Raw genomic sequence first — 24,784 nt, 5'->3', positions numbered from 1 at the left:
TCAAAATCCGCATTGTATCAAAAAACAAGTTACAAGAATGAAGAAAACAGGATAAGGGCGAGTTAATGCTATAAAGCTTTTTTGATATAATACATTTAGCTCACTCTAAAGGCATTCTATGTCCCCTCTCCACATTGCTTATAGCAACCAACAAAAAGCTTTTGAAGTTATAGAGGAAAGCAAAGTTTTGGAATGTTGGCAAAGCATTGGTGCGGAAATTAACCTGATTGGCTCACTCAAAATGGGCTTGTTGTGCAAACATCTTGATATTGATTTTCATATTTACACGCCTACACTTGAAGTTGCCCGAAGCTTTGAAGCAATAGCAAAACTTGCCAACAATCCTAAAATTATCCACATAGAATACCGCAATCTTTTGAGTGAAGAGGATAAATGTTTGGAATGGCACGCATTCTACCAAGACGAGCAAGTATGGCAGATAGATATGATTCACATTGTGCAAGGCAGCAGGTATGCGGGGTATTTTGAAAAAGTGGCAGAGCGCATTCTGCAAGTGATGAGTGAAGCACAAAAGGAGCAGATTCTAAAGCTTAAGTTTGAAACGCCAGATAACCTAAAAATTGCGGGGATAGAATATTATCAAGCCGTGTTGCAAGAGGGCATTACAGACTTTAGAGAGTTTATGCAATGGCGTAAGAATCGCCCACAAAACGCTATTATAGAGTGGATTCCTTAATTTACTTTACACAAAGTGCGATGTTTTAGCCTAAAAACACAAGCTATTTAAATTTATTTAGGGGTAGAATGTTAAAATATCTTTTTATAAGGATTGCTAATGCCAAGTAAGCAAATTATTGTGCTTTTTGAGCTCAAGCCTATTACACATTGTCAAATCACCCTTTGCGCCCTGCTTCGCACTTACTTCCACACCCAAAGGGAGGAAGCCTCCGCAGATTCTAATGCCTCTTTTGGTAATGCGCAATGAACTATGTGCAGCAATATCCCTCACCGCTTGGCAACATCATCTTTGCAAGTGATGAAAACGCACTATTTGGCTTGTGGTTTGAGGGACAAAAGCACTTCACACTGCCAAAGGATTATGTGCAGAAGCAAACGCCGATTTTAGCCCAAACGAAGCAATGGCTAGAACTCTACTTCAGCAGGGAGATTCCGCCCTTTACTCCGCCTCTAGCTCCACTATCCACGCAAAGCACAGCCTTTAGAGAATCTGTATGGGCGATTTTGCGCACAATCCCCTATGGACGCACGATGAGCTATAAAGAGATAGCCCAAATTCTAGCGCACCAAAGAGGCATTGCCAAAATGTCTGCGCAAGCTGTGGGCAACGCAGTAGGAGCAAATCCCATTGCGCTACTTATCCCCTGCCACAGAGTGATTGGAAGTGATAAAAGCCTCACAGGCTATGCGGGAGGACTGAAACGCAAAGAGTGGTTGTTAAAGCTTGAGAGGGAAAATTCTAAAATACAACTTGGGATTCTTTGAGAGGGAATTTTAGATTCCAAAATAAAAGCACTCAAATGCAAAAATTATTAGAATCGGTGTATAATCCACTTTGCAAAACTTTGATTATAGGAGTCCCAATGCCCACAACTGAAAACTTCAAAGACTTCGTGTTAGAATCACTTTCAAGCGCAATGGCAGACACGCCCTATACCTTTAGTGCCAAAAAGATGTTTGGTGAATACTGCATTTATGTGCTTGAGAGAGAGCAGAGTGTGCCTAAGCCGATTTTCTTACTCTGCGATGAGGCGCTTTTCGTCAAGCAATTTGAAATTTTAAAGCCCCTTTTAGAATCCGCCCCGCTTGGGATTCCTTATCCGGGCGCAAAAGAATCTTATATCCTTGATGTGGATTCTCACACTCTTTTAAGAGAAGTGGTGCTAACCTTAGCCCCCACTCTACCTCCACCAAAGCCTAAAAAACCAAAGAAAAAGTAGATTCTAAAAATCTATAAATTGTGATAGAATCTATCCCTTAGATTCCAAACCCAAAGGACTCCTATGCCCCGCCCTACCAACAAAAGCGACTTACTTACCCTAAGCCAAAGCAATTATAAATCTCTGCTTACGCTGATAGAACAAATCCCGCTTGAGCAACAGAGCGCACCTTTTGAGTATAACGAACGCGACAAGACTTTGCGTGATGTGCTAGTGCATTTGTATGAATGGCAGATGCTTTTGCTCCACTTTGTGCGCACAAATCTTAATAAGACAAGTGATTTTGTGCCTTTTCTCCCCGCACCTTATAATTTCAAAACCTATCCTGCGATGAATAGAGAAATTTGGCAAAAGCACCAAAGCACAACATTAGAGAACGCAAAGGCAATGCTTAATAGTAGCCACGCGCAATGTATGGAACTCATAGAAAGTCTGCCACCACAGGAGCTTTTTATCAAAAAGCATTATAAATGGTGTGGAAATACAAGTCTTGGGAGCTACTGCGTGAGTGCGACTTCAAGTCATTATGATTGGGCGAGCAAGTGCATTAAAAAGAGAATGCGACAATACAAAGCCAAAGGAGACAAATGAAAAATAAAATCGCACCAAACCCCAACAATCCCTTTCCCATCAAAGGCGTGGATTCCCTCTCCTATGTGAAGCCAACGATTAAGAATCCAAATGTTATCGTGGGTGATTTCACCTACATAGCCGATAGCGATTTTGAATCCCATATCAGCCACCATTATGAGTTTAATAATGACAAACTCATCATTGGCAAATTCTGCCAAATCGCTGCTGGAGTGGAGTTTGTGATGAATGGGGCGAATCACCAAATGAATGCACCTAGCACCTTTCCATTTTATATTTTTGAGGGCTGGGAGATGAGTGCGCCGCCGCTTTGTGAGCTACCACTCAAGGGCGATACAATCATTGGCAATGATGTGTGGATTGGGCAAAATGCCACGATTTTGCCCGGTGTGCGCATTGGCGATGGAGCGATTATCGGTGCAAATGCTGTTGTGGCAAGTGATATTGCACCTTATAGTATCGCAGTGGGCAATCCTGCAAGAGTTATCAAAAAGCGATTTGATGAGGAACTGACTATGCTTTTACTTGCGTTGAAATGGTGGGATAAAAGCATAGCAGAGATTCAGAATCTTATCCCACTGCTTACTTGTAGCAATCTCACAAAAGTTAAAAAAGAGCTAAAAAAGATGATAGAGGCAAAAGCCGATAAATAGGAATTTTGACTTAATTTATACCCTATCCCTTGCAATTTGTTTTTTTTTTTTTTTTGATAAAATGCGAGGTTTGAAAACCAATAAAAAGGACTTATAATGTTACACAATGATGATTTGGGCAAATTGATTGTGCGCTTATGTGTGGGAGGGCTTATGCTCTTTCACGGAGTCTCCAAAATCACAAATGGCATAAGTGGCATAGAGGGCTTTATGGAATCTCACGGATTGCCTACATTTTTCGCCTATGGTGTATATATCGGTGAAGTTCTTGCGCCATTGATGATTGTTGTAGGCTTTCAAGTGCGAATTGCAGCCGCTTTAGAGGCTTTTACAATGCTTGTGGCAATTTATGTCGCACTAGGCTTTGAGATTTTTGCCCTTGATAAGCACGGCGCTTGGGTGATTGAGCTACATTTGCTCTATATGCTTCCTTGTATCGCACTAATATTTATGGGTGGGGGCAGATATGGCGTGAGATTCAAAAAATAAGGTAAAAATAGTCTTGCAATAATACAAAAGGGGATAAGGTGAAACTTAGAGCAATCGTTTTATTCGTTACAGATATGGCTAAAATGGCACATTTTTATAAAGAAGTGATAGGCTTAAAGACACAATGGGACGGAAAAGAGTCGCATTTAGAGTTTCACTCAATACCATAGCTCTTATGATGATGAAGCCCGAAGTCTAGCTAGGTTAGAGGATTTCATTACCTGCAATGGCTTACACAATGACATTGGCAAAGATAATCTCACAAGGGCGCACCACGAAATCTATTTGAGCAATCCAAACAAAACTCCCGCACACAAGTTAAAAACGATTTTGCGCATTCCTGTGAAAGAAGCATAAAACAAGCGTGAGGAAAAACACAAGAGAGAATCACTTTAGCCTAAATCCATAGCAATACTTTAAGATTCAACATTCCACAAGATTTCACTTACCTTGATTAATAAAACATTACAAAATGATGAAAATTGATGATTTTAGTATATAATTTTATAATTTTTATATAAGGAGAAACAATGACTGCTTTAGTGCAAGTAAGAGTAGATAAAAAGCTAAAAGAAGAGGCAGAGGAGCTGTTTAATGAGTTAGGGCTTGATACCACCACCGCTTTAAGAATGTTTTTAAAAGCGGCTGTGCGGGAGCAAAAAATCCCTTTTAAACTCAATAGGCAAAAGCAAGACCCCTTTTATAGTGAGGAGAATTTAGCAGAGCTACGACAATCCATAAAAGAGCTAGACGATGGCAAACGCATTACATTCACTTTAGAGGAATTTAATGCGATGAACGAAGCAATAGAAAATGCAAAAAGCAAAGAGGAAGTAATGGCAATTTATAAAAAAGCAGAGAAAGAACACAGCAATGCTTAATATAACCTTTTCACCGACTGCTTTAAGGGGCTATATAGAATTTCAAGATGATAAAAAAATGAGAGACAAAATCAACGCTTTAATCAAAGACATCGCACGAAATCCCACAGGCGGACTAGGAAAGGTTGAGAAGCTCAAAGGCGACTTGAGCGGGTGCTATTCGCGCAGGATAGATGCCAAACACAGAATCGTCTATCGCATTGGTGAGCAAAGTTGCGAAATCTTGCAAGTAGGACTTCATTACAAGGATAAATAGGGAATTGCGCTATTTATAAGCATACATTGCGCTGCATTGGCAATTTACTCAACCTATGGAATGTTTGTCTTTTATTATGATTGCTTCCATTATAATTGCTTTTTGGCAGCTTTGAAGATTCTGTATTGTGTGGATTTTGGCTTGATTTGTATAAGTTGATTTGGGATTTTGTTTTTGATAGAATACAGCTTTTGAAAATCAAACAAAGAGAGCGAAATGACACAAAATTTACAAGAACTCATTAAAATTTATTCATTAAACTCTCATATTGATTTTAGCACACATTTATTGGGACAATCAAAAGATACGCTTATCGCCCTTTTAAGCGAACTTTTAACAATCTATATTAATGACAAAAATAGCTCCACCAAATGTTGATTTGCGGCGATACTTTAAGTGAGCTTAAAAAGCTAGAGGATAACAGCATAGATATGGGTGTAACCTCGCCACCTTATAACAAGCAGGAGAACAAAAAAGGTTGGCTTGTTAAAAATGTTTTATATGATAACACTTGCGATAAACTAAGCGAAGGGGAATATCAAGCAAACCAAATCGCTGTGCTGAATGAAATGTATAGAATCACAAAAGAGGGAGGAAGTTTCTTTTATAATCACAAAATTCGCTGGGAGAGAGGTAAATTACTCCACCCATTGCAATGGATTTTGCAAACAAAGTGGAATCTTAGGCAGGAAATCATTTGGGATAGAGGGATTGCAGGAAATATACGCGGTTGGAGGTTTTGGCAAGTGGAGGAGCGAATTTATTGGCTGCAAAAGCCAAAAGGTAAAAATCTCATTGGAGAGGAATTGCAAAGTCGCCACGCACTTTTAAGCTCTATTTGGAGAATCCGCCCAGAAAACAATAATGCTCACCCCGCCCCTTTTCCACTTGCTCTGCCTTTGCGTTGCATTTTTTCCATTTTAAATGAACAAGTCGGTATTGTGATTGACCCCTATTGCGGGAGTGGGACGACAGGAATTGCTGCGAAGATTCTAAATTGCGATTTTATAGGGATTGATAATTCTAAGCAGTATCTTAGCCTTGCAGAAAATAGAATCACAAATTACCAACAATTTTTAAAAGAAGCGCAATTAGAACTTAATTTGCACGAAGTCAAAGAAACCTTTAAGCAGAAAAAAGCAAAGGGCAAGACGAAAAATAGATTTATCTCACAAAATCAGAATCTTTTAAATCTTTAAAGCAAATCCTAAAGGTGAATTGCAACAGCACAAAAGCACTCAAACCAACCAAAACACAACTTTTAGCTTGAATTTGTATCTATTTATTTGCAATTTGTTTTTTTTTTTTTTTTTGATAAAATGTGAGGGTTAGAAAGTAGAAATATAAGGAGAAAAATGACTTTAGAGGAAAAATATAAAGAAATTGATAGCAGAGGACTAAAGAGTTAGTAAAACTAGACTGCTTAGAAATTTCTTAATTGTTTTACGCTATAATAAATGGGTTAGTAAGGAGGATTAATAATGGCTGAAATGAAAACAGAACGCAAAAGCGTGTTGGAGTATTTATCCAAAAATAAATTTTTGATTCCAATGTATCAACGAGCTTATATTTGGGAAGAAGATGAATGTGAGCAACTATGGGAAGATATTTTTAGCTTCTTTAGTAGTGAGCCTAATGAAAATGATGAGTATTTTCTAGGTTCTGTTGTGATATACAAAGAAAATAACAAACAAAATATCATTGATGGGCAACAAAGAACAACGACTTTAAGTCTTTTAATTCGTGCCCTATATGAAAAAGCTACCAATCAGCAAAATAAAAATATTTCAGAACTTATTAGCAAATTGTCTTCGTGTCTTTGGGATAGAAATCAACTTAATGGAGAAATAGACTTTAAAAAACCTCATTTGCAAAGTGAAGTAGCTATTGATTCAGACAATAATCTTTTAGAAAAAATTTTAAGCAATGGTTATAAGTTTGAAAAAGAAGAAATAGAGAATGTTATAAAAAAATCTTCTTCAAATTATGAGAAAAATTATCTCTTTTTTATAAAGAAAATTGATGAATTGGCACAAGAATACCCTGCTGATTGGTTTAATTTTTGCCTTACTTTATTAAATTCTTGCATTGTCTTACCTATTGAATGTGATGGGCAAGAAAATGCTTTAAGAATCTTTAATACATTAAATAATCGTGGCGTTTCTTTAAGCGTATCAGACATTTTTAAAGGACTTATTTTTACTAGCAAAAGAAATGACCAAGAAAGAAAAGAATTTGCAACAGAGTGGAAAAAGCTAGAAGAAAAAATCACTAACTCTTATTATTTGAATAAAGAAAATATAGGTTTTTTATTCACACAATATGAACACATTATAAGAGCATTAAATAATGAAGTAGATACGGTTATCCCTAGCACTTTAGATTTTTTCACAAAAAAAGATAAAGCAAATTCTAAAAATAAAAAAGTGAATTTTGCTGCCAATGAGGGTTTGCTTAATAAAAATGAAACTTTTGTATTTATACAAGAATTAGCAGAATTTTGGTGCAATCCTAAAGATTACTTTTCACTTCAAGCACAAAAATACTTTGATATTTTAAACATTTATCAAAATAAACTTTGGCAAATGGTTGTAAGTATGTGTTTTTATGAATATAAACCAAAGAAAAACAATGGAGATGAAAGTAATATTTTTGATATTATATTGCCGCAGCTTGTGAGCTATTGCGCACTTGGGCTTATTTATGGAAAAGGTGGTAGTTCAGGTTTATTTTGGGGATTTATGAAAGCAAATATTCTTATCCACGAAAGAAAAAAGAAAATTTTTGAACCCTCACTCAACATTCCAGAATTAGTTATGCCACAAATTGATTATTTTACAAGTTTTTGTGTAAAAGCCCTATCAAAACAAATAAGATATATTTTGGTAATTTATACATTGATTTATGATGAAAATCAAGAATGGGAATGGAACGCTGATAAGAAAAATTATAGTGTTATCAAAGGCGAAATTGAACATATTTTTCCAAAAAAATGGACAGAAGCAAATTATGCAGGTTGGAATGAAAAAGATGCCGAAAAATTTTTGGAATATATAGGCAATAAAACTTTACTTGAAAAAAAGCAAAATATTCAAGCAAGTAACGAATATTTTGCCAAGAAAAAACCGCAATACCAAAAATCAAAATTCCTTGAAGCACAAAACTTAGGTAAATCTCTCAAAAATGATTGGCTTAAAGAGGATATAGAAGCAAGAAATGAGGAAATCTATAAAAACCTAAAAACATTTTTTGAAAAAAACCTATAACCCCACCCCAAAAGGAACAATATGCCCCATTACTTCATCGGTGTAGCGTCAAAAAATCATATTGACATAGGGCATTTTGAAATCTCCCAAGAGTTTTTTCACTTCCTCGCAGAGTATATGCGAAAGGATTCTTAATGCAAAATCTAATCTGTCAAAGTTGCGGTATGCCCCTTGCTTCCAAAGAACAAATGGGCTTAGAAAAGAACGGAAGCATAAGCGCGGATTATTGCAAATATTGCTATGAAATGGGTGAGTTTATCCATAAAGTTTCACTGCAAGAGTATATAGAGATGTGTTCGCTCTATGGCGCACAAGCGGGAATGAGCAATGAGCAATTCAAAGCGCACTGCACGAAATTATTTCCGACACTAAAAAGGTGGCAAGAAGATTCTAAAAGGCTATAAATTATGATAGAATCTGTGCGCTTAATACTCGCCTCAAGCATTTTGATGTAAAGGAGTAGCAATGCAATCTCTCACCTCTTTAAAAACATTGGCAAAGAAATCGCCAAGAAGCTAGAATCTGTGGGGATTTGCTCATCAGAGGATTTAAAAAGTCTTGGCGCAGAGGAAGCCTTTGTGAGACTTAAAGAATCTTATCCCAAATGTTGCCTTGTGCATTTATACACACTAGAGGGCGCAATCACAGACCAAGACTACAACAATCTCCCACCCTCTCGCAAAAAGGAGTTAAAAGAGTTTAGCGACTTCCTCAAATAAATGACACCTTTGCTTACAACTACTCGCCTTATGCGTGGCTCAATATTTTAGAATTTTTAGTCGGAAGTGCGGTTGTAGTAAGCCTTATCTTGCTAGATTCACAACAAAAATCTAAAGGTAAAAGATTATTTGTATCTTGCAATGTTGTGCTTATGTGTGTATTACATCGCGTGGATAGGTTATTTTCATTAGAATCTATGATATAATCCACCAAAAGAACAACCCAATTAAAGAGATACAATATGGAATGGATAAAACAAGCACAATACGCTACAATCTATAATCAAGGCATTCGGATTCTATCTGGCTTTATACCCACAAAAAAGCTTCGCAAGAAGTTTAGAAACCGCTTTTTTAAAAAGATTCCACTCTACTTTGCAGAGCATTCCCTCTATGGCAAAATTTATATGCCCGCTTATAATCTCGCACACCCCATTTGCGACCAAGAACCCGAAATCTACAACGCACAAGGAGAGAAAATGCGCACATTTTTCTATCGGGATTATACAAGTGCGCATCACCCAAATAGTGATTCAAAGTATTTTTTATGGGATAGATTCAATATCGCTTTGCCGGTGCATTTTTACAAAGAAAAGGCAATTTTAGAAACAATGAATAATAATGGGGGGGGGGGCGAAATATGCTCTTTTTAGCGAAAGTGAATCTATAATCCCTGATGATTATCGCATATTTGACACACAGAAGGGAATCCACAAGGATTTCAAAGCTGTTTTTACATATTCTGAAAAACTCCTCAATGAATTAGAAAACGCCAAGTTTATCCCTGCTGCAGGCTTATGGTATGGGCAAGAGAAAGGGTGTAACATCGCACTTGATGATAAAGTGTATCAAATCAAAGATAAAAATGTCTCAATGATGTGCTCAAATAAAATCTTCTGCGAAATGCACAAAATCCGCCACTCTATCGCTCAAAAAGCCTTGCAAAGTCAAAAAGTAGATGTGTTTGGGAAATTTAATGGAGGGGTGTTTCTACCGCACAAAGCGGATTCTTTGCAAAAATATCGCTTCCAAATTGTCGTAGAAAACGACTGCACTGCGTATTATTTCACAGAAAAGATTTTGGACTGCTTCGCGGCGCAGTGTATTCCTATCTATTTGGGAGCAAGAGAAATCCATCAATTCTTTAATAATGAGGGCATTATTACTTTCACTCCAAAGACGCCACTAGAGGAAATCCTAAAAATATGCAATGAAAAGGAATATCTCACACGACTAGAAGCAGTGCTGGATAATTACCAAAGAGTGCTTAAATACCAAAAGGGCAGCGATTTGTTTTATGAGGAATATTTCACAGATAAGCCCAAACACTTTGCAGGGATTAGGTAGGTGGGCGTAAAGAGCCTAAATAGCGTTTAGCGACTATGCGACTAACACTCCTCTAAAATCGCACAATGATGATTTTATTGCTTAAATAGCACCGCTAAAATAATATAAATCTTATTCTGGCTTTTCAATATTATATTTTAATAACGCGATAAAACGATAAAAGATGTGCGTAAATTTAGAATAAGGAATCATAATAAAAAATGCCAAAATCGTGCTTAAATGAAACCAAAGAGCATAAGAGAGCATTTCGCTTTCTCGCACAAACATCAAAAATAAACCACTAAAACTTACGATAAAAAGCATAAATAAAAATGCGTAATCCATCGCTACACTTTTTGTATCTACAATTTTTTTATCGGCAATGAGTTTTAAGAAAAATAATCCCAATGTCCCAATACAAAGGAAGACTCCGCCCACTACTCCAAAAAGCTTTGGTAATTGCGTGATGTCATAAGGCGCATAAATATGTAAAAAATGATGATAAAACGCCGCTAAACTCGTAGCAATAAAGCAAAACAAAAATCCATAAGCTGTAAAATGATGAAAGATTCTGCGCACATTGCTTCTGCTTGCATTTGGATAGGTGCAGCCCTCACTCTTATGTCCGCCTAGATACCTAAGTGTTAAAGCGTCTTTGATACTTTCCAAAAATACTTTGAGTGTGATATTTTTGAGCTCTATGGATTTAGCAAAATTGATAAATCCAATTACCAAAGCCGCCAATACAAAAAGTGAAACAATGCTAAATGTGCCAACCATATATGTATAGGGGATTATCGCGAAAAAATCACCATTTGCATCTTGCTCTGTTAAAGTCTGATGAGAGGCTAAAAAGAATCCTGCGAATAAAGTTACAATTAAAAGTATCATCACAAACCACGCATTTTTATCAAAGGCTTTACCCAAAAAGTGAGGGAATGCGTATTTTTTGTAGCTTTCTTTACGGATTTGTGCAAATTGTGTTGGTATGGCGACATTAAATTCGTGCGGTGGGGCATACTGACAATCATAAAAGCATTCGCTACATTGATGGCAGAGATTGGCTAAATAATCAATATCCTTAGGTGAAAATTCCCTATATTTCTCCATTGCTGGAAACACTGCACAAAGTCCCTCGCAATATCTACAAGAATTGCAAATAATGCACGATTTTGTAGCAGTGGTATAAATATTGGAATCCTGTGTAGAATCTGCCTGCGGGAGATTCCAAGAATGTTGTTGTGTTGTTTGCATTGATAATCCTTTTATTTTATAGCATTAGCGGCATTTTGCCCTGCGATTCTACCAAATACCGTGCCAATACTCATACCAAAACCCGCCACATAGCCTTGCGTAAGAATATTTCCTGCCATAATTTCTCCTGCTGCGAAAATATTAGTAAAAAACTCATCGTCATCAGCATAAACTTGTGCGTTTTTACTTACCTTAACCCCCATATAAGTAAAGGTAACGCCCGGACGGAGAGGATAGCAGTAAAAGGGAGGTTTATCAAGTCGCAATGCCCAATGTGTTTTTTCTATTTTTAAGCCTTTTGTATGGCAATCATCTTGTATCGTGTGATTAAATGTGCCATCAACTACACTTGCATTGTATTCCTCTATGGTTTGCTTGAGTGTTGCAGAATCTAAATTGATTTTTGCTGCGAGTTCGTCTATGGTTTGTGCGACAATGGGAGGAAAAAGTGAAGGCATATAATGCTTTTGCACTTTAGAATCTGTGATAGAATATGCGATTTGTTCTTCCTCATTTGCTACAAGTCTGCCCCAAATTGCATAACGTTTGGGCCAAAAATCCTCGCCCTCATCATAGAATCTTTGTGCATATTTATTCACCACAATGCCTAGTGAAACACAATCCACACGCGAAGCAATGCCTCCATCATATTTAGGAGTTCTCGCATCAATAGCCACCATATGCCCTTGTGTAGGGTCTCCAATGATCTTTGCCTTGCTCTTTTGTAAAGCTTTAAGCATTTTGCCTTGATTAAATCGTGTTCCTCGTATGATAAAATTCTTTGCTTTTTCTCCCCACGCCTCTTGTAGCCATTCTAAATTTGATTCAAAGCCTCCACTGGCTATCACAAAAGCTTTAGCTTTGAATCGTATCTCCTCATTATTTTTTTTATCTTGTGCCAAAATTTCCTTGCAAGTTTTGCCCTCTACCACTAAATCCAAAGCTTCACATTCATAGAAAATCTCCACACCAAGTGTAGAAGCGCAATGAAAATAAGCATTCACAAGAGACTTTCCGCCACCTAAGAAAAAGGCATTTGTGCGCCCCAAGTGCAATGTGCCTCGCATAGAAGGTTGAAATCGCACGCCGTGCTTCTTTGCCCATACGACTGCTTCTGGCGTATGGGAGATGACAAACCTTGCGTATTCCTCATTTGTTTGCCCTTTTGTTACCTTAAATACATCATCAAAAAATTCATCTTCACTATAAGAATCAGTCAAGACATCAGTTGGTGCATCGTGCATAGAACGCAAATTTCTTGTATGCTGGGAATTTCCTCCTCTCCATTCTTTTGGTGAAGATTCTAAAAGGGCGACTTTGAGGTTTTTATTACTCTCTTTTGCACTAATTGCCGCACACAAGGCAGCATTCCCTCCACCAACAACAACAATATCAAAATCTTTTATTTGCATTAAAGCTCCTCTTTTTGTTGTCTGTCATAGAATCCACCTTTTCTAAAAATAAGCAAACTTGCAATAAATGAACAAATTGCTGCAAAAGTGAGCCAAAGAGCTGGACTTGCAGGATTGTCAGTCCATTTTGTAAGGGCAGTTGCAACCGCTGGGGTAAAGCCTCCAAAAATAGCCACCGTAATAGAATAAGAGAATGAAAAGCCCAAAGCTTTAACGTGTTTTGGCATTATTTCGGAGAGTGCGCATACCATTGCTCCATTATATCCACCAAAAATAAAGCTAAACCAAAGTTCAACCAAGACGAGATTAGTAAAAGTAACATTATGTGTTAAAAAATTAAGTGCGGGGTAGGCTGAAACCATTCCTAAAAAAGTCATAAAATACACTATCTTTTTTCTACCTATTTTATCGCCAATAAACCCAGATACAGGAAGCCAAAAGAGATTGCTTAATCCAATAATTGCTGTGATAATAAAACTTTCTAATTTTGAGAAATGCAAAATATTACTTGCAAAATGTGGCGTAAAAGAAGTGATAAAATAAAAAGTTACCGTAGTCATCATAACAAAGAACACGCCCGTAATAATGACAGGATAATTTTCACTCATATTTTGAAAAATAGCACTAAAGGTTTTGGGTGCGTGATGTTTGTTTGCCTCAAATTCTGGAGTCTCCTCCAATGTGCGTCTGATATAGAAAATGAAAGGCACAACCATACAGCCAATGAAAAAAGGAATTCTCCAACCCCAAGCTTCCATAATTGCATCACCAATCCAATAATGCAAAGCCACACCAATAGCTCCTGCAAATATAGTAGCTACTTGTTGGCTACCACTTTGCCAAGATACATAAAATCCTCGCAAATGTTTAGGAGCAATCTCTGAAAGATAAACACTTGCACCGCCAACTTCAGCTCCAGCGCTAAAACCCTGCAAAAGTCTCCCAATCAAAATAATGATAGGTGCGAGAATGCCAATACTCTCATAGCCCGGACAGCAAGCTATTGTAAGTGTGCCTATTGCCATTAAGGTAAGCGTGAGCAAAAGCCCTTTTTTGCGCCCGTGCTTATCCATATACGAACCAAGAACAATCGCCCCCAATGGACGCATCAAAAAACCCATTCCAAAGGCAAGAAAACTTTGCATAATGGATATAAACTCATTTTCAGCGGGAAAGAAAATTTTGGCAATAAATGCTGCGTAAAAACCATACACAGCAAAATCATACATTTCTAAGAAATTGCCACTTGCTACACGAAAAATCGCCTTTGCATCTTTTTTTGCCTTGCTCTGGGTGTGAGTACTCATTAATATCTCCATTATTCAAAGGTGTAAATTTTAAGAGTGTCTCTCTAAAATCTTTGGAACTAATTATTAAGAAATTATTTAAACATCATAAACTACTTGCTATATTTATTTATATATATTAAGTGTATTGCTACAAAATACTACATATAGTAGTAATAAAGTGAATAATTATTGATTATATATCGTCTGAATTTTTGATACAGTACCTAATTAATCATATATATAAAATCACCCAATCCAATACCCCACAATCAATCCAAGAAGTGCAAAAAGCAACACAGGCAGAGTAACCACAAATGCTACAACCATATAGTGCATAAAGCCAATGTGGATTCCGTGAATTCTAAGGCTTTCTAGCCAAAGCAAAGTCGCCAACGAACCTATGGGTGTAAGCTTTGAGCCAATATTGCAGCCAAGTAAATGTGCCATTACTAAACTCTGCATAGAATCTTGTAAATGTGGTGCAAAATCAGCAAGTGCGAGATTCCCAAACATCACCATAGGTAGATTATTTATCACGCTACTGCCTATGCCACTTGCAAAACCCATACTTACAATCTGCCATTCTTGGGATAATGAAACAAACAATGATAAATTATCGTTGAGAATCTGCAATGCACCACCATTTTTGAGCCCAAAAACAACAACAAAAAGCCCAAGAGAAAACAGCACGATACTAAGTGGAGCGTTTTTCAGACAAGGAAATATCTCTAGCTGTCCTTTTATCTTGCCATAGGACAATGCCAAAAATACGCACAAAAGTGTAAAGCTTGAAAGTGGCGCACCTAATGTATGTGCAAATAAAATCCCGACCAAAAGTAGCCCCAATAAAGCAAAACAAAATGCTATTGTGGATATGGAAATATTGCTTTGAAAATGCGTAAAAGTAAGTGTGGGTGGCACAAACCTTTTAACCACCAACCAAAAGCCTAAAGAACCAAGAATAACAAAAAATTGAGGTAAAAACATCAATGTGCTAAAGCGGAGTGAGGGAATCTCAAAGAACTGCGCTGTGATGATATTTGTAAGATTAGAAATAACAAAGGGATTAGAGGCAAAATCACTCACAAAGCTCACAAGAAGCAAAAACACAACTAAAGGCGTAAAAAATACCTTTGTAGTATGCGCCTTAAAAAGTGTAATAATGAGGGGTGTGAGGATTAAAATTGCGCCATCATTTGCAAAAAATGTGCTTAAAAATGCACTAAAAAGCACAAGAAAAATATAGAATCTCGCAGTGCTTATACTTTGAATATGTCGCATTTGTGAGCTTTGTAGTATGCGCAAAAGTAAGACGGCAAGAAATGTAAAAAAACCTAATTTTTCAAGCGCAAAAGTGAGCAAAATAAGCCCGATAAGCGTGAGGGTGCTATCCCACACCATTGCCCACACGCGCCAAATATCGCCTAAACTCACCACATTCAAACAATAAACCCCCACCGCCCCCAAAGTGCTAAACACCCACAGAGGTAACCTGAAAGGACGCCAATAAATAAGAAGCATTGTGAGAGTAAAAAGACTAAGAGCTACAAAATCCATAAGAGACTACCTCTATTCATATTTGCTTTACTTGAAATTTGTGTGAGATTTTAGCATAGGGGACATAAGTGCGAAAAAAAATTTGTATAAATCACTCCTCCCACTTGCGACTTGGCAAAAGCTAGAAAATAGGGATTCCTCACACTTGGCTTATTATACTGCAAGGGCTTCTTACTCTCATAATCTAGCATTACACCGCCTGCTTCTTCTAGCACAATATCCGATGCTGCGGTATCCCATTCACTCGTGCCATTCAAACGCGGATAAATATCTGCTTTGCCCTCTGCAAGTGCGCAAACCTTAAGCGATGAGCCATATTTTTGCACTTTTAAATGATATTTTGCAACAAAATCTTGCGTTTCTTGTGTGCTATGAAACATAGAATCACAAGCGATAATCTGCTCCTCTTTTACGATTCGCTCTCCATTTAATTTTTGCTTATTTTGCTCTAACCAAACGGGATTGAGAGATTTAGAATCTAGTGCATTTTTTAATGTTTGAGGCTCACAAGTAAAGCTTCCAAAGCCCTTTAGCGCAAAGTAGAGCTGATAAAATGCAGGAGCATACACGACACCCAAAATCGGACGATTCTTGTGAATTAAGGCGATATTAATCGTAAAACCGCCATTTTTTGCCAAAAAGTCCTTTGTCCCATCAAGAGGGTCAATGAGCCAATAATATTCTAAGTCTTTGCGCTCCTCATAGTCTAATACCGCTTCTTCAGAGCAGACTTTATAAGGGGATTTGACTTGTAATTCCTGCGTAATTAGCGCATTAGATTCTAAATCTGCTTTTGTAACGGGAGAGGAATCCGATTTCAACTTAAAATCCTCTAAGCCATAGTATTGCAGCACCAACGCTCCTGCATTGATTGCAATCATAGCACTTTGATAGAGTAAAGCGTTCATATCATAATCTCCAAATCACTCTTAAAGTCAATCTCACACCAACCCCCCTTAATCTCCACCGCTCTTGCCCCACCATAGGCATTAATCAAGGCTTGTAGGAAGCTTGTCATATACATATTATCAAAATCCTTGCCATCATACATTGCATTTCTATCCAAGCTATCATAAAATGTCAAAACTTGCGGTAAAAAGCAATGCGAAAACTTAAAAAGCCCGATATACTGCCCCTGTATCTCCTCATAACTCTTAGGCTTTTGCCCAATCTCTATGACTTTGCCCTCTTGTATCTTTAATGTCTCTGCGTCCAAAAGGGGATTTTCAAATCGTCTCTCCCAAAGTTTGCGCCAATTCTTATCCACCACGATACTTAGAGACTCTTGCGATTCTGCCAATAAGCGCACAATCTCTGCGCTATACACAATATCCGCATAAGAAACCACCAAATCTTGCTTCTCTTTGATACAAGATTCTATAAATTCTCGCGCACAAAAGAATGTTTGCACCATATTTGTTTTATCATAATTTATATTTTGATAAATATTTTTTATATTAAATTGTGATTCCACATAGCCTTTTAAAACATCAAACAAATATCCACCCACCACTGCAATATCCTCAATCCCAGAGTCCTTTAAAGCCCAAATTTCATAATCAATGAGCTTTTTTCCGCGATATTCCACCATACATTTTGGATTTTCTTTCGTTAGAGGCATTAGCCTTGAGCCAAATCCCGCCGCTAGAATCATTGCTTTCATTATTTTACTCCTTATCTTTGCATTAAAAATTTTTCTACCACTTCATAAAGCTCACTGACTTTAGAATCTAACTTATCTGCAGTGTTATTTTGAAGCACATAGTGTGCATTGGGCGTATCATAGGTTAAATCTATGCCCATAACATCTTTTATCTCTCCCTTTTGGGCTTTAGAATACAAGGATTTTTTATCTCGTCTTAGCAATTCTTCCATAGAACATTCTACAAACACTTCAAAATAATGCGAAATATGCGCACGATTGAAAGCATAAATCTCATCAAAGAGTGAAATAGTTGCACACACTACAATTAAACCACTTTTTGAAAGAAAAACGCATAATTTTGCAATCAATCGTGCGACTTCCAAACGCTCCTCTTTGCTAAAACCACTGCGCCCAAAAATCTCTCTAATCTCATCACCATCAAGGAATATTACATTACTATACTTTTGTTCTAAAAGTGCAAAAACTTTTTGGGCAATCGTAGTTTTTCCAGCCCCTGCTAATCCACAGACCCAAATTACTGCACCCTTTTGGCTTTTTTGAGTGCTTTGAATGACTTTACTTTCTTCCTGTGTTGTTTGTTTTAGGGTAGCTTGTTGCATTATTTCTCCTTAGATTCTATTAACTTTTTCCACTCTCTTATTACTTCATTGTTGATGAGTCCATTATTTTCTGCTTGCTTTCCTTGTGTCTGCAAAGTGCGTTCAATATGCCACATAAGCGCAAAAATAGGCTTTTGTTTATGCTTGAAAGCCTCTATGCTCTTATCTTGTGCTAAAATTAGAGGCTCTAAGCATTCTCCCAAAGTTCTAATGCCATAGTTATGAAAAGAATTGACCTCAAATGTATCGCCATTGCGTAGATTAAAAACTTGATGATTGCCGATATGCCCCTCTAAAAGCTCTAATTGTGAGCTAAAATACTCCGCTATCATCTGCGCCCCACGACAGATTCCAAGCAAAGGCACATTATGTTGCATACAATGCGTAATGATTTGCGCCTCGTATTCATCACGCCTCAACGATAGCGGATTGGGATTAAGAGAGTTCAAATCATTCCCACCGCTTAAAAGCACACCACCTAAAGAATTTCCTAGAGACTTTGCATAAATACTAAAGGGAATCGCATAGCTTAAGGGCAAGGGCAAAAAGCCTTGCAAATGCTCCTTAAAAAATGCACCCCACTCTACGCTTAAAGCCTCTCGCAGTTCATAATAGCTTGTGTTCTCTAGCAATCTTTGTGTCAGTGCGATAAATTTCATAAGACTACAATCTGCCCACTTTCACAATCTAGCTTAATGCGCTTTGCCTTTAAAAACTTAGTAAAGTTTTCCTCACCTACACCAATCGCCGCTGGTAGTCCTAGCTCACTTGCGCGAATTGCCATATGGGAGTTTGCCCCACCATAGCAAGTAATGAGTCCTGCAATATTTTTCGCAAACAAATAATCAAATCCGGGGTCAGCAGATTTAATCAGCACAATCTTGCCCTCTAATTCCTCATTACCGCTTAAATCACTTGTAAGCGCACTCACAGACTTCTGTGTGATGAAATTTGGCACAATCTCCGCACTTTTAAAGCTCACAATCTGCTCTACATCGGTAATCAACACAGGGAGTTTTAAAGCAAGAGTTAAGGCGTATTCCTCTTTGTGCCTTTTGATTTCCTCTACAAATCTCTCTTTGGGATTCTTAGAATAAAGCGAAGCATAGAGGTTTAGAATATTTTGAATATCCAAATGTGCCATTTCCTCTTTTGGGATTCCATAATAATCCCCTAGTTCGCCAATGAGACTTAAAGCGCGGGAGAGCAGTTTAGTAAATTCAAACTTCGCATACTCCCTACCCTCAATAGCTCTTTTTAGAAACTCTAAAAACTCCTTTGCACCAATCTTAAGCCCGTGTTCGCTTAAAAGCATATTGAGAGATTCTAACTTTTTAGAATCTAGCGCAAAGGGCGTTTCATCTAATGCCAAATTGCCCTTTGCGCCCAAATCAAAATAACTTTCAAAATCCTCATCATAACGTGGGCTTAAAATATTATAAGTGCTAGGGCGCAAATGCCCAAATTTGCTTAAAAATTCCGCTTTGTTCTCTTGCTTAAGCGTGGCGACATTGAGGCTTAACTCTTTGCTGATTGTTTTGAGAGAATTTAAAAATGCCTGTTTTTCCTCTAAAGTAAAAAATCCAATTTCTACAAGCGAATTAAGCAAACTCATCGCCACAAACCCCGCCCTTGCAATCCCTGCAAAAGGTAAAGTCCCATATCTCTTGCAAGATTCTAAAAGCCAATAAATCTTATCCAAAATAGGCAAGTTAGAATCTTCTACCTCCTTACAAATCTTCTCTAGCCTTGCAATCTTTTTTAAATCCTTGATATACAAGCCTTTTTTGGGATTGATGATAGAATTTGTCAGCTCCAAAAGTGCAAATTCTAGCCTTTTGGTCTCATTCTCATTAAAGCCTTTTGCAAGGAGGTTTTTTAATTTGCGCGGGATATTAAAATCATAGCACGAAAAGACAATGTTAAATTCTATCTTATCGTGTAAATGCGGGTTTGCCTCTAGCGTATCTAAATAATAATCCACCAACTTACTTGCGATTTTTTTATCTAAGGCTTTGGGGATAAAGGAGTTAAAAGACAAGCGCACATCAATATAGGGAATCCCCAAAAAGCAGTGCATTAGCGGGTGAGAGCGTAGATTAAGATAGCCATAATTATCTCGCTGATATGCCCAAATATTATCGGTAATGATTTCTTTATAGAGGCTTAGAGCTAACCGCTTAGGCTTTAGTCCCAAAATCTCGGCAGGATTCCAATCAGGCATTACGCCAAAAATCGCGCGTTTGCCATAAATATCTGATGTTTGCTTCTGCAAGGATACAATGCGTTTTTGCAATCTCTCTAGCGCACTAAATGGCAGGGCTTCATAGAGATTAAGCTTATCTTTAATTACAAGGGGGCGCACTTGCAGACAATACAAATCCCTTTGAGAGTCTAACGCAAATTCCACATCTAAAAAGGGATAATCAAAAAGCTCCTCAAGCTCCCTTAGCATTAAAATAATAGATTTCAAATCCTCCTCTTTGGGCAATGCCGCTTGCTTGTGCGCAAAAAAGCTTAAGCCTTTGGCACTTCCCTCTGTAATCGCACTATTTGAACCGCTTTTATCCCATTCAATGCAGTAATAAGGCGCAAGGGTATCTTTGTCCGCACTCATCGCCACGCCACACATTGAAATCCGCTCTAGCATAGGTTGGATTAAAATCTCATCGTCCTTATTTGGCATAGACGCTCCGACTTTGTGCAAAGCTTCCAAAATCGCCTCTTGGGATTCCACATTGATATTTGCAAGGCTCAAGAATGCTCCCGCATTAGAAGTCTGCGCACTATCTTCACTTTTAGAACTACTGCGAATAATGAGTTTTTGCGCTTTTGTGCTAAAGAATTTTATTCTAGCCAATACCTCTGCCTCATTGGATTCTAACTCCTCTAAGGAAGTTAAGCACAAAGGCAAGATTTTCGCACTCTTTAGTGTGGTGGATAAAGCCTCTAAATTACGCGCTTTGGTAGAGAAAGATAATGTGTGCATTATAAACCTTAATTTTGCAAATAAGGCAGTATTATAGTTTAAACTTGCTTGAAAATTCTTTATTTTGTGCTTGCTTTATCTGTGCGAAATCCTTAAACTTCACTAGATAAAGCTGCATTGTTTTAGGAGTTTATTTAGATAACATTTGCTAGAATATCCGCAAATTATTTTAAGGATATTTATTTGAATAAAACGCAAATTTCCTTTAATGGTTTAAGCACACAAGAATGGGCAAAAAACTCTCGTTCTGTATGGAATGATGTGTCTTCTCCTCGTTCCAAAAATGCCTTAAAGCACGGAGCTACTTTTCCCAAAAAACTCAGTGATAGAATTATTGCTTTATATTCAAGCAAAAACGACTATGTGCTAGACCCATTTTTGGGGATAGGCACGACTGCAAAAAGTGCTTTAGAGTTAAAGCGCAATATGATAGGTTTTGAGCTTTCAAGTGAGTTTTACTCTATGGCTTCACAAGATTTAAAAGAATCGTATTCTTTATTTTCTAATGAATTTACAAATTGCACAATTTTGCAAGGTGATTGCTTAGAATTGATAGAAACTTTACAAGACGATTCTATTAGCCTCACTTTCACCTCACCACCCTATGCAGATTTAATTCATAAAGTCATTGATGATAGGACAAAAAGACATAAAAAATCTGCTTTTGTTGTGGATAATAATGCCACGACAAAGATTTACTCAAACCACGAAAAAGATTTTGGAAATATGGATTTTCAATCCTATATCAATGCAGTTAAATCTCTTATGCTAAAGATTTTTGCTAAAACAAAACCAAAAGGCTATAATATTTGGGTAGTAAAAGATTATAGAGATACAAAAAATAAAATTCCTTATGTTGATTTACATTCTCATATTGCAAGAGCTGGAGAAGAAGCTGGGTTTAAATACCACGATTTAATTATTTGGGACCAAAATGAAAGGCGAAGATTAGTTTTGCTTGGTTATCCTAGTGTATTTTATGTCAATCAAAACCACTCTTTCATCGTAGTTTTAAGGAAATCTTAATGACGCAAATTTTGCAAAATAGTATTGATGATTTACTCTATCCAAGAAAGCTTGACAAAATACACCCTTACCCAGCAAAATTTACTATTGATTTAGCAGCACAATACATTAAAAAATATTCAAGAGAAAATGATGTAGTTTTAGACCCTTTTTGTGGCTCTGGCACAACGCTTTTAGCTTCACGACTCCTAAAGAGGCAAAGTATAGGACTTGATATTAATTTTATTGCTGTATTAATTTCGCAATTTAAACTTTTAAATTTAAATAAAAAAGACATACAGGAATTGCAACATTTTATTATAAATCCCCTTTATCAAACAACAAAGTTCCATTCTTACGACAATATCACGCATTGGTTTAAACAAGAATCCATTAAAGCCCTCTCAAGCATAAAGGAGCAAATCTACAACTATGCACAAAATAATGAAAAATATATGACTTTCTTACAACTTATTTTTTCTAGTATTATCAACATAGCTTCAAATCAAGATTCCGACACACGATATGCAAGTATAGAAAAACCCTATATTGATGAAAAATATATTTTTGCAAAATTTAATGAAAAGCTTAAAAATGCGTTGGAAATTTATCAAAATATTTATAGCCAAGATTTCAAACAATCTCAAGTATTTTTACATAATGCGAAGCAACTTACACAAAAAATCAACAAAAATTCTATCTCTTTAATCTTTACTTCTCCTCCCTATCCAAACACTTATGATTATTATCTCTACCACAAACATAGAATGCTATGGTTGGATTATGATGTCAAATTTAGTATGAGTAATGAAATAGGTTCAAGAAGAGAATATTCAAGCCTTAAACTGCCTAAAGAAAAATTCAACAATGATTTAATGGAGATTTTCACACAATGCAATAAAGTTTTAAAACAAAATGGTATGATAGGAATCGTAATGGGCGATGGAAAAATCGCAGGAAACATTTACAATGCTAAAGACGAGATTTTAGAAATTGCTACAAAATTACATTGGGATTTACTAGATTATTCTTTTAGTGAGCTTGATAAAACAAGTCGTTCTTTTGCACAAAGTTACCGCACAAAAAATAAAAAAGAGCATATTCTAGTTTTTGCGAGGAATAGCAATGCAAATTGATGAGATAAGAATTTATGCAGAGTGCTTAGAACAAGGCTTAGACTTCAAAGATTATTTTTTAAACATAAATAAACATTTTATTATCAAAAATATTTACCCGACCAAAGCAAGAGGGACAATTTTAAAAACAGATTCTAATTTACAAAAAATTGCCAAACTCAAAGATTTTGATATTGTAATTACTATCCTTTCAAATTCTTATGAGATTCCTATTTTGCTTATAGAGTATTCCACAGCAGTGCCTACTGATGACCATAAAATGCAAAGAAGTGATGTATATTTTTGGGCAAGTATTTTTCAAGTGCCTGTCTTAAAGATTAGTCCCACTCTGAAAAACTCTTTAGCCAAACACGGAGGAGGCGATAAAATCACGCTTGAACAAGAAATAAATTTAGCCTTAAAACATAAATCTCTTGTATATTTCGTTGATTGGAAAAGCGAAAATTCTCTTTTATTGACACATTCTACAAGGTTGTCTTGCATTGCTTGTAGCGATGAAATTGCATATATCTTAAAAAATCTTTGCTGCAAAATTGTGGAGTGCGTGAGCTTTACAGAAGTTTATGCTTCACTTTTAGAAGAGGAAATCACAAAATATTCCAATGAAGTAACACTGAAGAATTTAAAAAATAATTTTGTCAATTCCACAAGATTTCAAAAAAGCAAAAATGAACTTATTGTCAAAATCAATCGCTTTGGACACGCAATGGACCCAGATAGAGGAATTTTGTTTTTTGTTAGTATGCTTTTTGGGCTAGAAAATATCACGACAAAATTTATTATTATGCGAGAAAAGTTAATTGGAAAAGAAAGTTATCAAGGGCTTTTTGATGGATTATCAAAAAATATAAAAGCAAGACTAGAGCCATTTATAGAAAAAATCAATAAAATACCAAATGCAAAAAATGCACTAGAAATATTTAAAGTAGCGACAGGTATTCATTTACAATTTGAAAAAAGAGATTCCATTCACTATCATATTTCAAATGAAAAACTTAGAGAATTTTTGCAAAATTATACAAGCATTACTTATAAATCTATTTTTCTTAATTCAACAAAATTACAGCTATGCGATTATCATCAAAATATCTTATGTGAAATTTCTTGGGATTTTAATATTGTTAAAGAGTATTTGAAAAGTTTGCATTCTCATAATGAAATACCTTTAAATCTTTCCTATTTATCCTTTCAGAATGCTAAAGAAGATATTATTACTTACGCTAGTGTTTTATTGTTTAGGCAAATGGGTTGCGAAATCTTAGCGTTAAGTTATCCCGGCGCACAAGGTGATAGGGCAATTATTATAGGAAGTGGTAGGCAAACAAAAAGAATTTATCTTGATATTATTGCCTATAAACATTCTCAAAAATATTTCGTTTTACTCCACGAAAATAAAGAAAAACACAATGACTTAAAAGAAGATGAACGAAAATTACTCAATCTCAAAAACAATCACAGAGATTCCTTACAAAAATTGCTTGAAAAACTACACTTTACGCAGAATATTAATGAAAATAATCTTTACTTAGGGCTTGGCTCTAAATATCAAAACAATTTATTCGCTCCTTTATTGGAAGTAGATTATATTTTTGGTTTTGATTTAATCTCTAAGAATTTTCAAACAAATATTTTATGGAATATAGCAGTTATCAATATAGATTTATTAGAAATTTTTAAGCCTTTAGTTAATACAGAAAATAAATTACAAGGAAGTATTAATTTAGATTTAATTTATAAAGCATAATGCTTTTTTATCAATAAAATTATAAATGGTTAT

Annotated in this window: 30 protein-coding genes; 20 read left to right on the top strand and 10 right to left on the bottom strand. The window is 36.3% G+C overall.

Annotated elements, in window-relative coordinates:
* Positions 1-118 precede the first annotated feature (118 nt).
* The 15 genes from OQH61_RS06880 (at position 119) to OQH61_RS06810 (ending at position 8,774) form a co-directional block, all read left to right on the top strand.
* Positions 119-697: a phosphoglycerate mutase family protein gene (locus OQH61_RS06880; protein ID WP_266026638.1), complete on the top strand. Its 579-nt coding sequence runs from the start codon at positions 119-121 to the stop codon at positions 695-697.
* A 99-nt stretch (positions 698-796) separates the two neighbouring features.
* Complete coding sequence (locus OQH61_RS06875; protein ID WP_266026637.1) at positions 797-946, top strand: hypothetical protein; 150 nt, start codon at positions 797-799, stop codon at positions 944-946.
* Positions 943-1,464, top strand: coding sequence for a methylated-DNA--[protein]-cysteine S-methyltransferase (locus OQH61_RS06870; protein ID WP_266026636.1), 522 nt, complete (start codon positions 943-945; stop codon positions 1,462-1,464). Before OQH61_RS06875 ends, OQH61_RS06870 begins: the two co-directional genes overlap by 4 nt.
* A 98-nt stretch (positions 1,465-1,562) precedes the next feature.
* Entirely contained in the window at positions 1,563-1,919 is a 357-nt protein-coding gene (locus OQH61_RS06865; RefSeq protein WP_266026635.1) for a transcriptional regulator, read from the top strand.
* Between the two features lie 63 nt (positions 1,920-1,982).
* Complete coding sequence (locus OQH61_RS06860) at positions 1,983-2,510, top strand: ClbS/DfsB family four-helix bundle protein (protein WP_266026634.1); 528 nt, start codon at positions 1,983-1,985, stop codon at positions 2,508-2,510.
* The gene (locus OQH61_RS06855; RefSeq protein ID WP_266026633.1) at positions 2,507-3,163 is read left to right on the top strand and encodes a CatB-related O-acetyltransferase; all 657 of its coding nucleotides are present in this window, start codon (positions 2,507-2,509) and stop codon (positions 3,161-3,163) included. Before OQH61_RS06860 ends, OQH61_RS06855 begins: the two co-directional genes overlap by 4 nt.
* A gap of 96 nt (positions 3,164-3,259) precedes the next feature.
* Positions 3,260-3,652 carry a DoxX family protein gene (locus tag OQH61_RS06850; RefSeq protein WP_266026632.1) on the top strand — a complete coding sequence of 131 codons (393 nt, stop codon included), beginning with the start codon at positions 3,260-3,262 and terminating at the stop codon, positions 3,650-3,652.
* A 38-nt stretch (positions 3,653-3,690) separates the two neighbouring features.
* Positions 3,691-3,822, top strand: coding sequence for a VOC family protein (locus OQH61_RS06845; RefSeq protein WP_266026631.1), 132 nt, complete (start codon positions 3,691-3,693; stop codon positions 3,820-3,822).
* A 360-nt stretch (positions 3,823-4,182) separates the two neighbouring features.
* A complete protein-coding gene (locus tag OQH61_RS06840; RefSeq protein ID WP_266026630.1) occupies positions 4,183-4,533 on the top strand; it encodes a type II toxin-antitoxin system RelB/DinJ family antitoxin in 351 nt (116 codons plus the stop codon).
* Positions 4,526-4,789: a Txe/YoeB family addiction module toxin gene (locus OQH61_RS06835; protein ID WP_266026629.1), complete on the top strand. Its 264-nt coding sequence runs from the start codon at positions 4,526-4,528 to the stop codon at positions 4,787-4,789. Before OQH61_RS06840 ends, OQH61_RS06835 begins: the two co-directional genes overlap by 8 nt.
* 216 nt (positions 4,790-5,005) lie before the next feature.
* Entirely contained in the window at positions 5,006-5,167 is a 162-nt protein-coding gene (locus OQH61_RS06830; RefSeq protein WP_266026628.1) for a hypothetical protein, read from the top strand.
* Positions 5,161-5,988, top strand: a complete 828-nt coding sequence (locus tag OQH61_RS06825; protein WP_266026627.1) for a DNA-methyltransferase — start codon at positions 5,161-5,163, stop codon at positions 5,986-5,988. The genes OQH61_RS06830 and OQH61_RS06825 overlap by 7 nt, the downstream gene beginning before the upstream one ends.
* Positions 5,989-6,270: 282 nt before the next feature.
* A complete protein-coding gene (locus OQH61_RS06820; RefSeq protein WP_266026626.1) occupies positions 6,271-8,055 on the top strand; it encodes a DUF262 domain-containing protein in 1,785 nt (594 codons plus the stop codon).
* 134 nt (positions 8,056-8,189) lie between these two features.
* The gene (locus OQH61_RS06815; protein WP_266026625.1) at positions 8,190-8,459 is read left to right on the top strand and encodes a zinc ribbon domain-containing protein; all 270 of its coding nucleotides are present in this window, start codon (positions 8,190-8,192) and stop codon (positions 8,457-8,459) included.
* A gap of 66 nt (positions 8,460-8,525) precedes the next feature.
* Positions 8,526-8,774 (top strand): TfoX/Sxy family protein, encoded by a 249-nt coding sequence (locus tag OQH61_RS06810; RefSeq protein WP_323054063.1) that lies wholly within the window; start codon positions 8,526-8,528, stop codon positions 8,772-8,774.
* A 28-nt stretch (positions 8,775-8,802) separates the two neighbouring features.
* Here OQH61_RS06810 and OQH61_RS06805 read toward each other — a convergent pair whose 3' ends face one another.
* A complete protein-coding gene (locus tag OQH61_RS06805) occupies positions 8,803-8,988 on the bottom strand; it encodes a hypothetical protein (protein WP_266026624.1) in 186 nt (61 codons plus the stop codon).
* Positions 8,989-9,016: 28 nt separating this feature from the next.
* On the opposite strand from OQH61_RS06805, the gene OQH61_RS06800 reads away from it, so the two are divergent.
* Together OQH61_RS06800 and OQH61_RS06795 are read left to right on the top strand one after the other, a co-directional pair.
* Complete coding sequence (locus OQH61_RS06800; protein WP_266026623.1) at positions 9,017-9,427, top strand: hypothetical protein; 411 nt, start codon at positions 9,017-9,019, stop codon at positions 9,425-9,427.
* Entirely contained in the window at positions 9,396-10,121 is a 726-nt protein-coding gene (locus tag OQH61_RS06795; protein ID WP_266026622.1) for a glycosyltransferase family 10 domain-containing protein, read from the top strand. Before OQH61_RS06800 ends, OQH61_RS06795 begins: the two co-directional genes overlap by 32 nt.
* Before the next feature lie 111 nt (positions 10,122-10,232).
* Here OQH61_RS06795 and tcuB read toward each other — a convergent pair whose 3' ends face one another.
* The 9 genes from tcuB to OQH61_RS06750 all read right to left on the bottom strand — a co-directional run bounded on the left by tcuB (position 10,233) and on the right by OQH61_RS06750 (position 20,866).
* Positions 10,233-11,354 (bottom strand): tricarballylate utilization 4Fe-4S protein TcuB, encoded by a 1,122-nt coding sequence (gene tcuB / locus OQH61_RS06790; RefSeq protein ID WP_266026621.1) that lies wholly within the window; start codon positions 11,352-11,354, stop codon positions 10,233-10,235.
* A gap of 11 nt (positions 11,355-11,365) precedes the next feature.
* Positions 11,366-12,766, bottom strand: a complete 1,401-nt coding sequence (gene tcuA / locus OQH61_RS06785; protein ID WP_266026620.1) for an FAD-dependent tricarballylate dehydrogenase TcuA — start codon at positions 12,764-12,766, stop codon at positions 11,366-11,368.
* Positions 12,766-14,073 (bottom strand): MFS transporter, encoded by a 1,308-nt coding sequence (locus OQH61_RS06780; protein ID WP_266026619.1) that lies wholly within the window; start codon positions 14,071-14,073, stop codon positions 12,766-12,768. Before OQH61_RS06780 ends, tcuA begins: the two co-directional genes overlap by 1 nt.
* A 228-nt stretch (positions 14,074-14,301) precedes the next feature.
* The gene (locus tag OQH61_RS06775; RefSeq protein WP_266026618.1) at positions 14,302-15,612 is read right to left on the bottom strand and encodes an arsenic transporter; all 1,311 of its coding nucleotides are present in this window, start codon (positions 15,610-15,612) and stop codon (positions 14,302-14,304) included.
* Positions 15,613-15,662: 50 nt separating this feature from the next.
* Complete coding sequence (locus OQH61_RS06770; protein ID WP_266026617.1) at positions 15,663-16,520, bottom strand: 3'(2'),5'-bisphosphate nucleotidase CysQ family protein; 858 nt, start codon at positions 16,518-16,520, stop codon at positions 15,663-15,665.
* On the bottom strand, positions 16,517-17,275 hold the full coding sequence (locus tag OQH61_RS06765) for a phosphocholine cytidylyltransferase family protein (protein ID WP_266026616.1): 759 nt from the start codon (positions 17,273-17,275) through the stop codon (positions 16,517-16,519). Before OQH61_RS06765 ends, OQH61_RS06770 begins: the two co-directional genes overlap by 4 nt.
* An 11-nt stretch (positions 17,276-17,286) precedes the next feature.
* Positions 17,287-17,877, bottom strand: a complete 591-nt coding sequence (locus OQH61_RS06760) for an adenylyl-sulfate kinase (protein ID WP_266026615.1) — start codon at positions 17,875-17,877, stop codon at positions 17,287-17,289.
* Positions 17,877-18,536 (bottom strand): gamma-glutamyl-CDP-amidate hydrolase, encoded by a 660-nt coding sequence (locus OQH61_RS06755; RefSeq protein WP_266026614.1) that lies wholly within the window; start codon positions 18,534-18,536, stop codon positions 17,877-17,879. Before OQH61_RS06755 ends, OQH61_RS06760 begins: the two co-directional genes overlap by 1 nt.
* A complete protein-coding gene (locus tag OQH61_RS06750) occupies positions 18,533-20,866 on the bottom strand; it encodes a PEP-utilizing enzyme (RefSeq protein WP_266026613.1) in 2,334 nt (777 codons plus the stop codon). Before OQH61_RS06750 ends, OQH61_RS06755 begins: the two co-directional genes overlap by 4 nt.
* 183 nt (positions 20,867-21,049) lie before the next feature.
* Between OQH61_RS06750 and OQH61_RS06745 the strand changes: the two genes are divergently transcribed.
* From OQH61_RS06745 to OQH61_RS06735, 3 genes are read left to right on the top strand one after another with little or no spacing between them, the layout of a single operon-like run.
* On the top strand, positions 21,050-21,892 hold the full coding sequence (locus OQH61_RS06745) for a DNA methyltransferase (protein WP_266026612.1): 843 nt from the start codon (positions 21,050-21,052) through the stop codon (positions 21,890-21,892).
* Positions 21,892-23,007, top strand: a complete 1,116-nt coding sequence (locus OQH61_RS06740; protein ID WP_266026611.1) for a DNA methyltransferase — start codon at positions 21,892-21,894, stop codon at positions 23,005-23,007. The genes OQH61_RS06745 and OQH61_RS06740 overlap by 1 nt, the downstream gene beginning before the upstream one ends.
* Positions 22,997-24,751 (top strand): hypothetical protein, encoded by a 1,755-nt coding sequence (locus OQH61_RS06735; protein WP_266026610.1) that lies wholly within the window; start codon positions 22,997-22,999, stop codon positions 24,749-24,751. Before OQH61_RS06740 ends, OQH61_RS06735 begins: the two co-directional genes overlap by 11 nt.
* Positions 24,752-24,784 lie beyond the last annotated feature (33 nt).

This window comes from Helicobacter sp. MIT 21-1697, from assembly GCF_026241255.1.
GTDB lineage: Bacteria > Campylobacterota > Campylobacteria > Campylobacterales > Helicobacteraceae > Helicobacter_C.
This window is presented reverse-complemented; position numbering and strand designations above follow the sequence as displayed.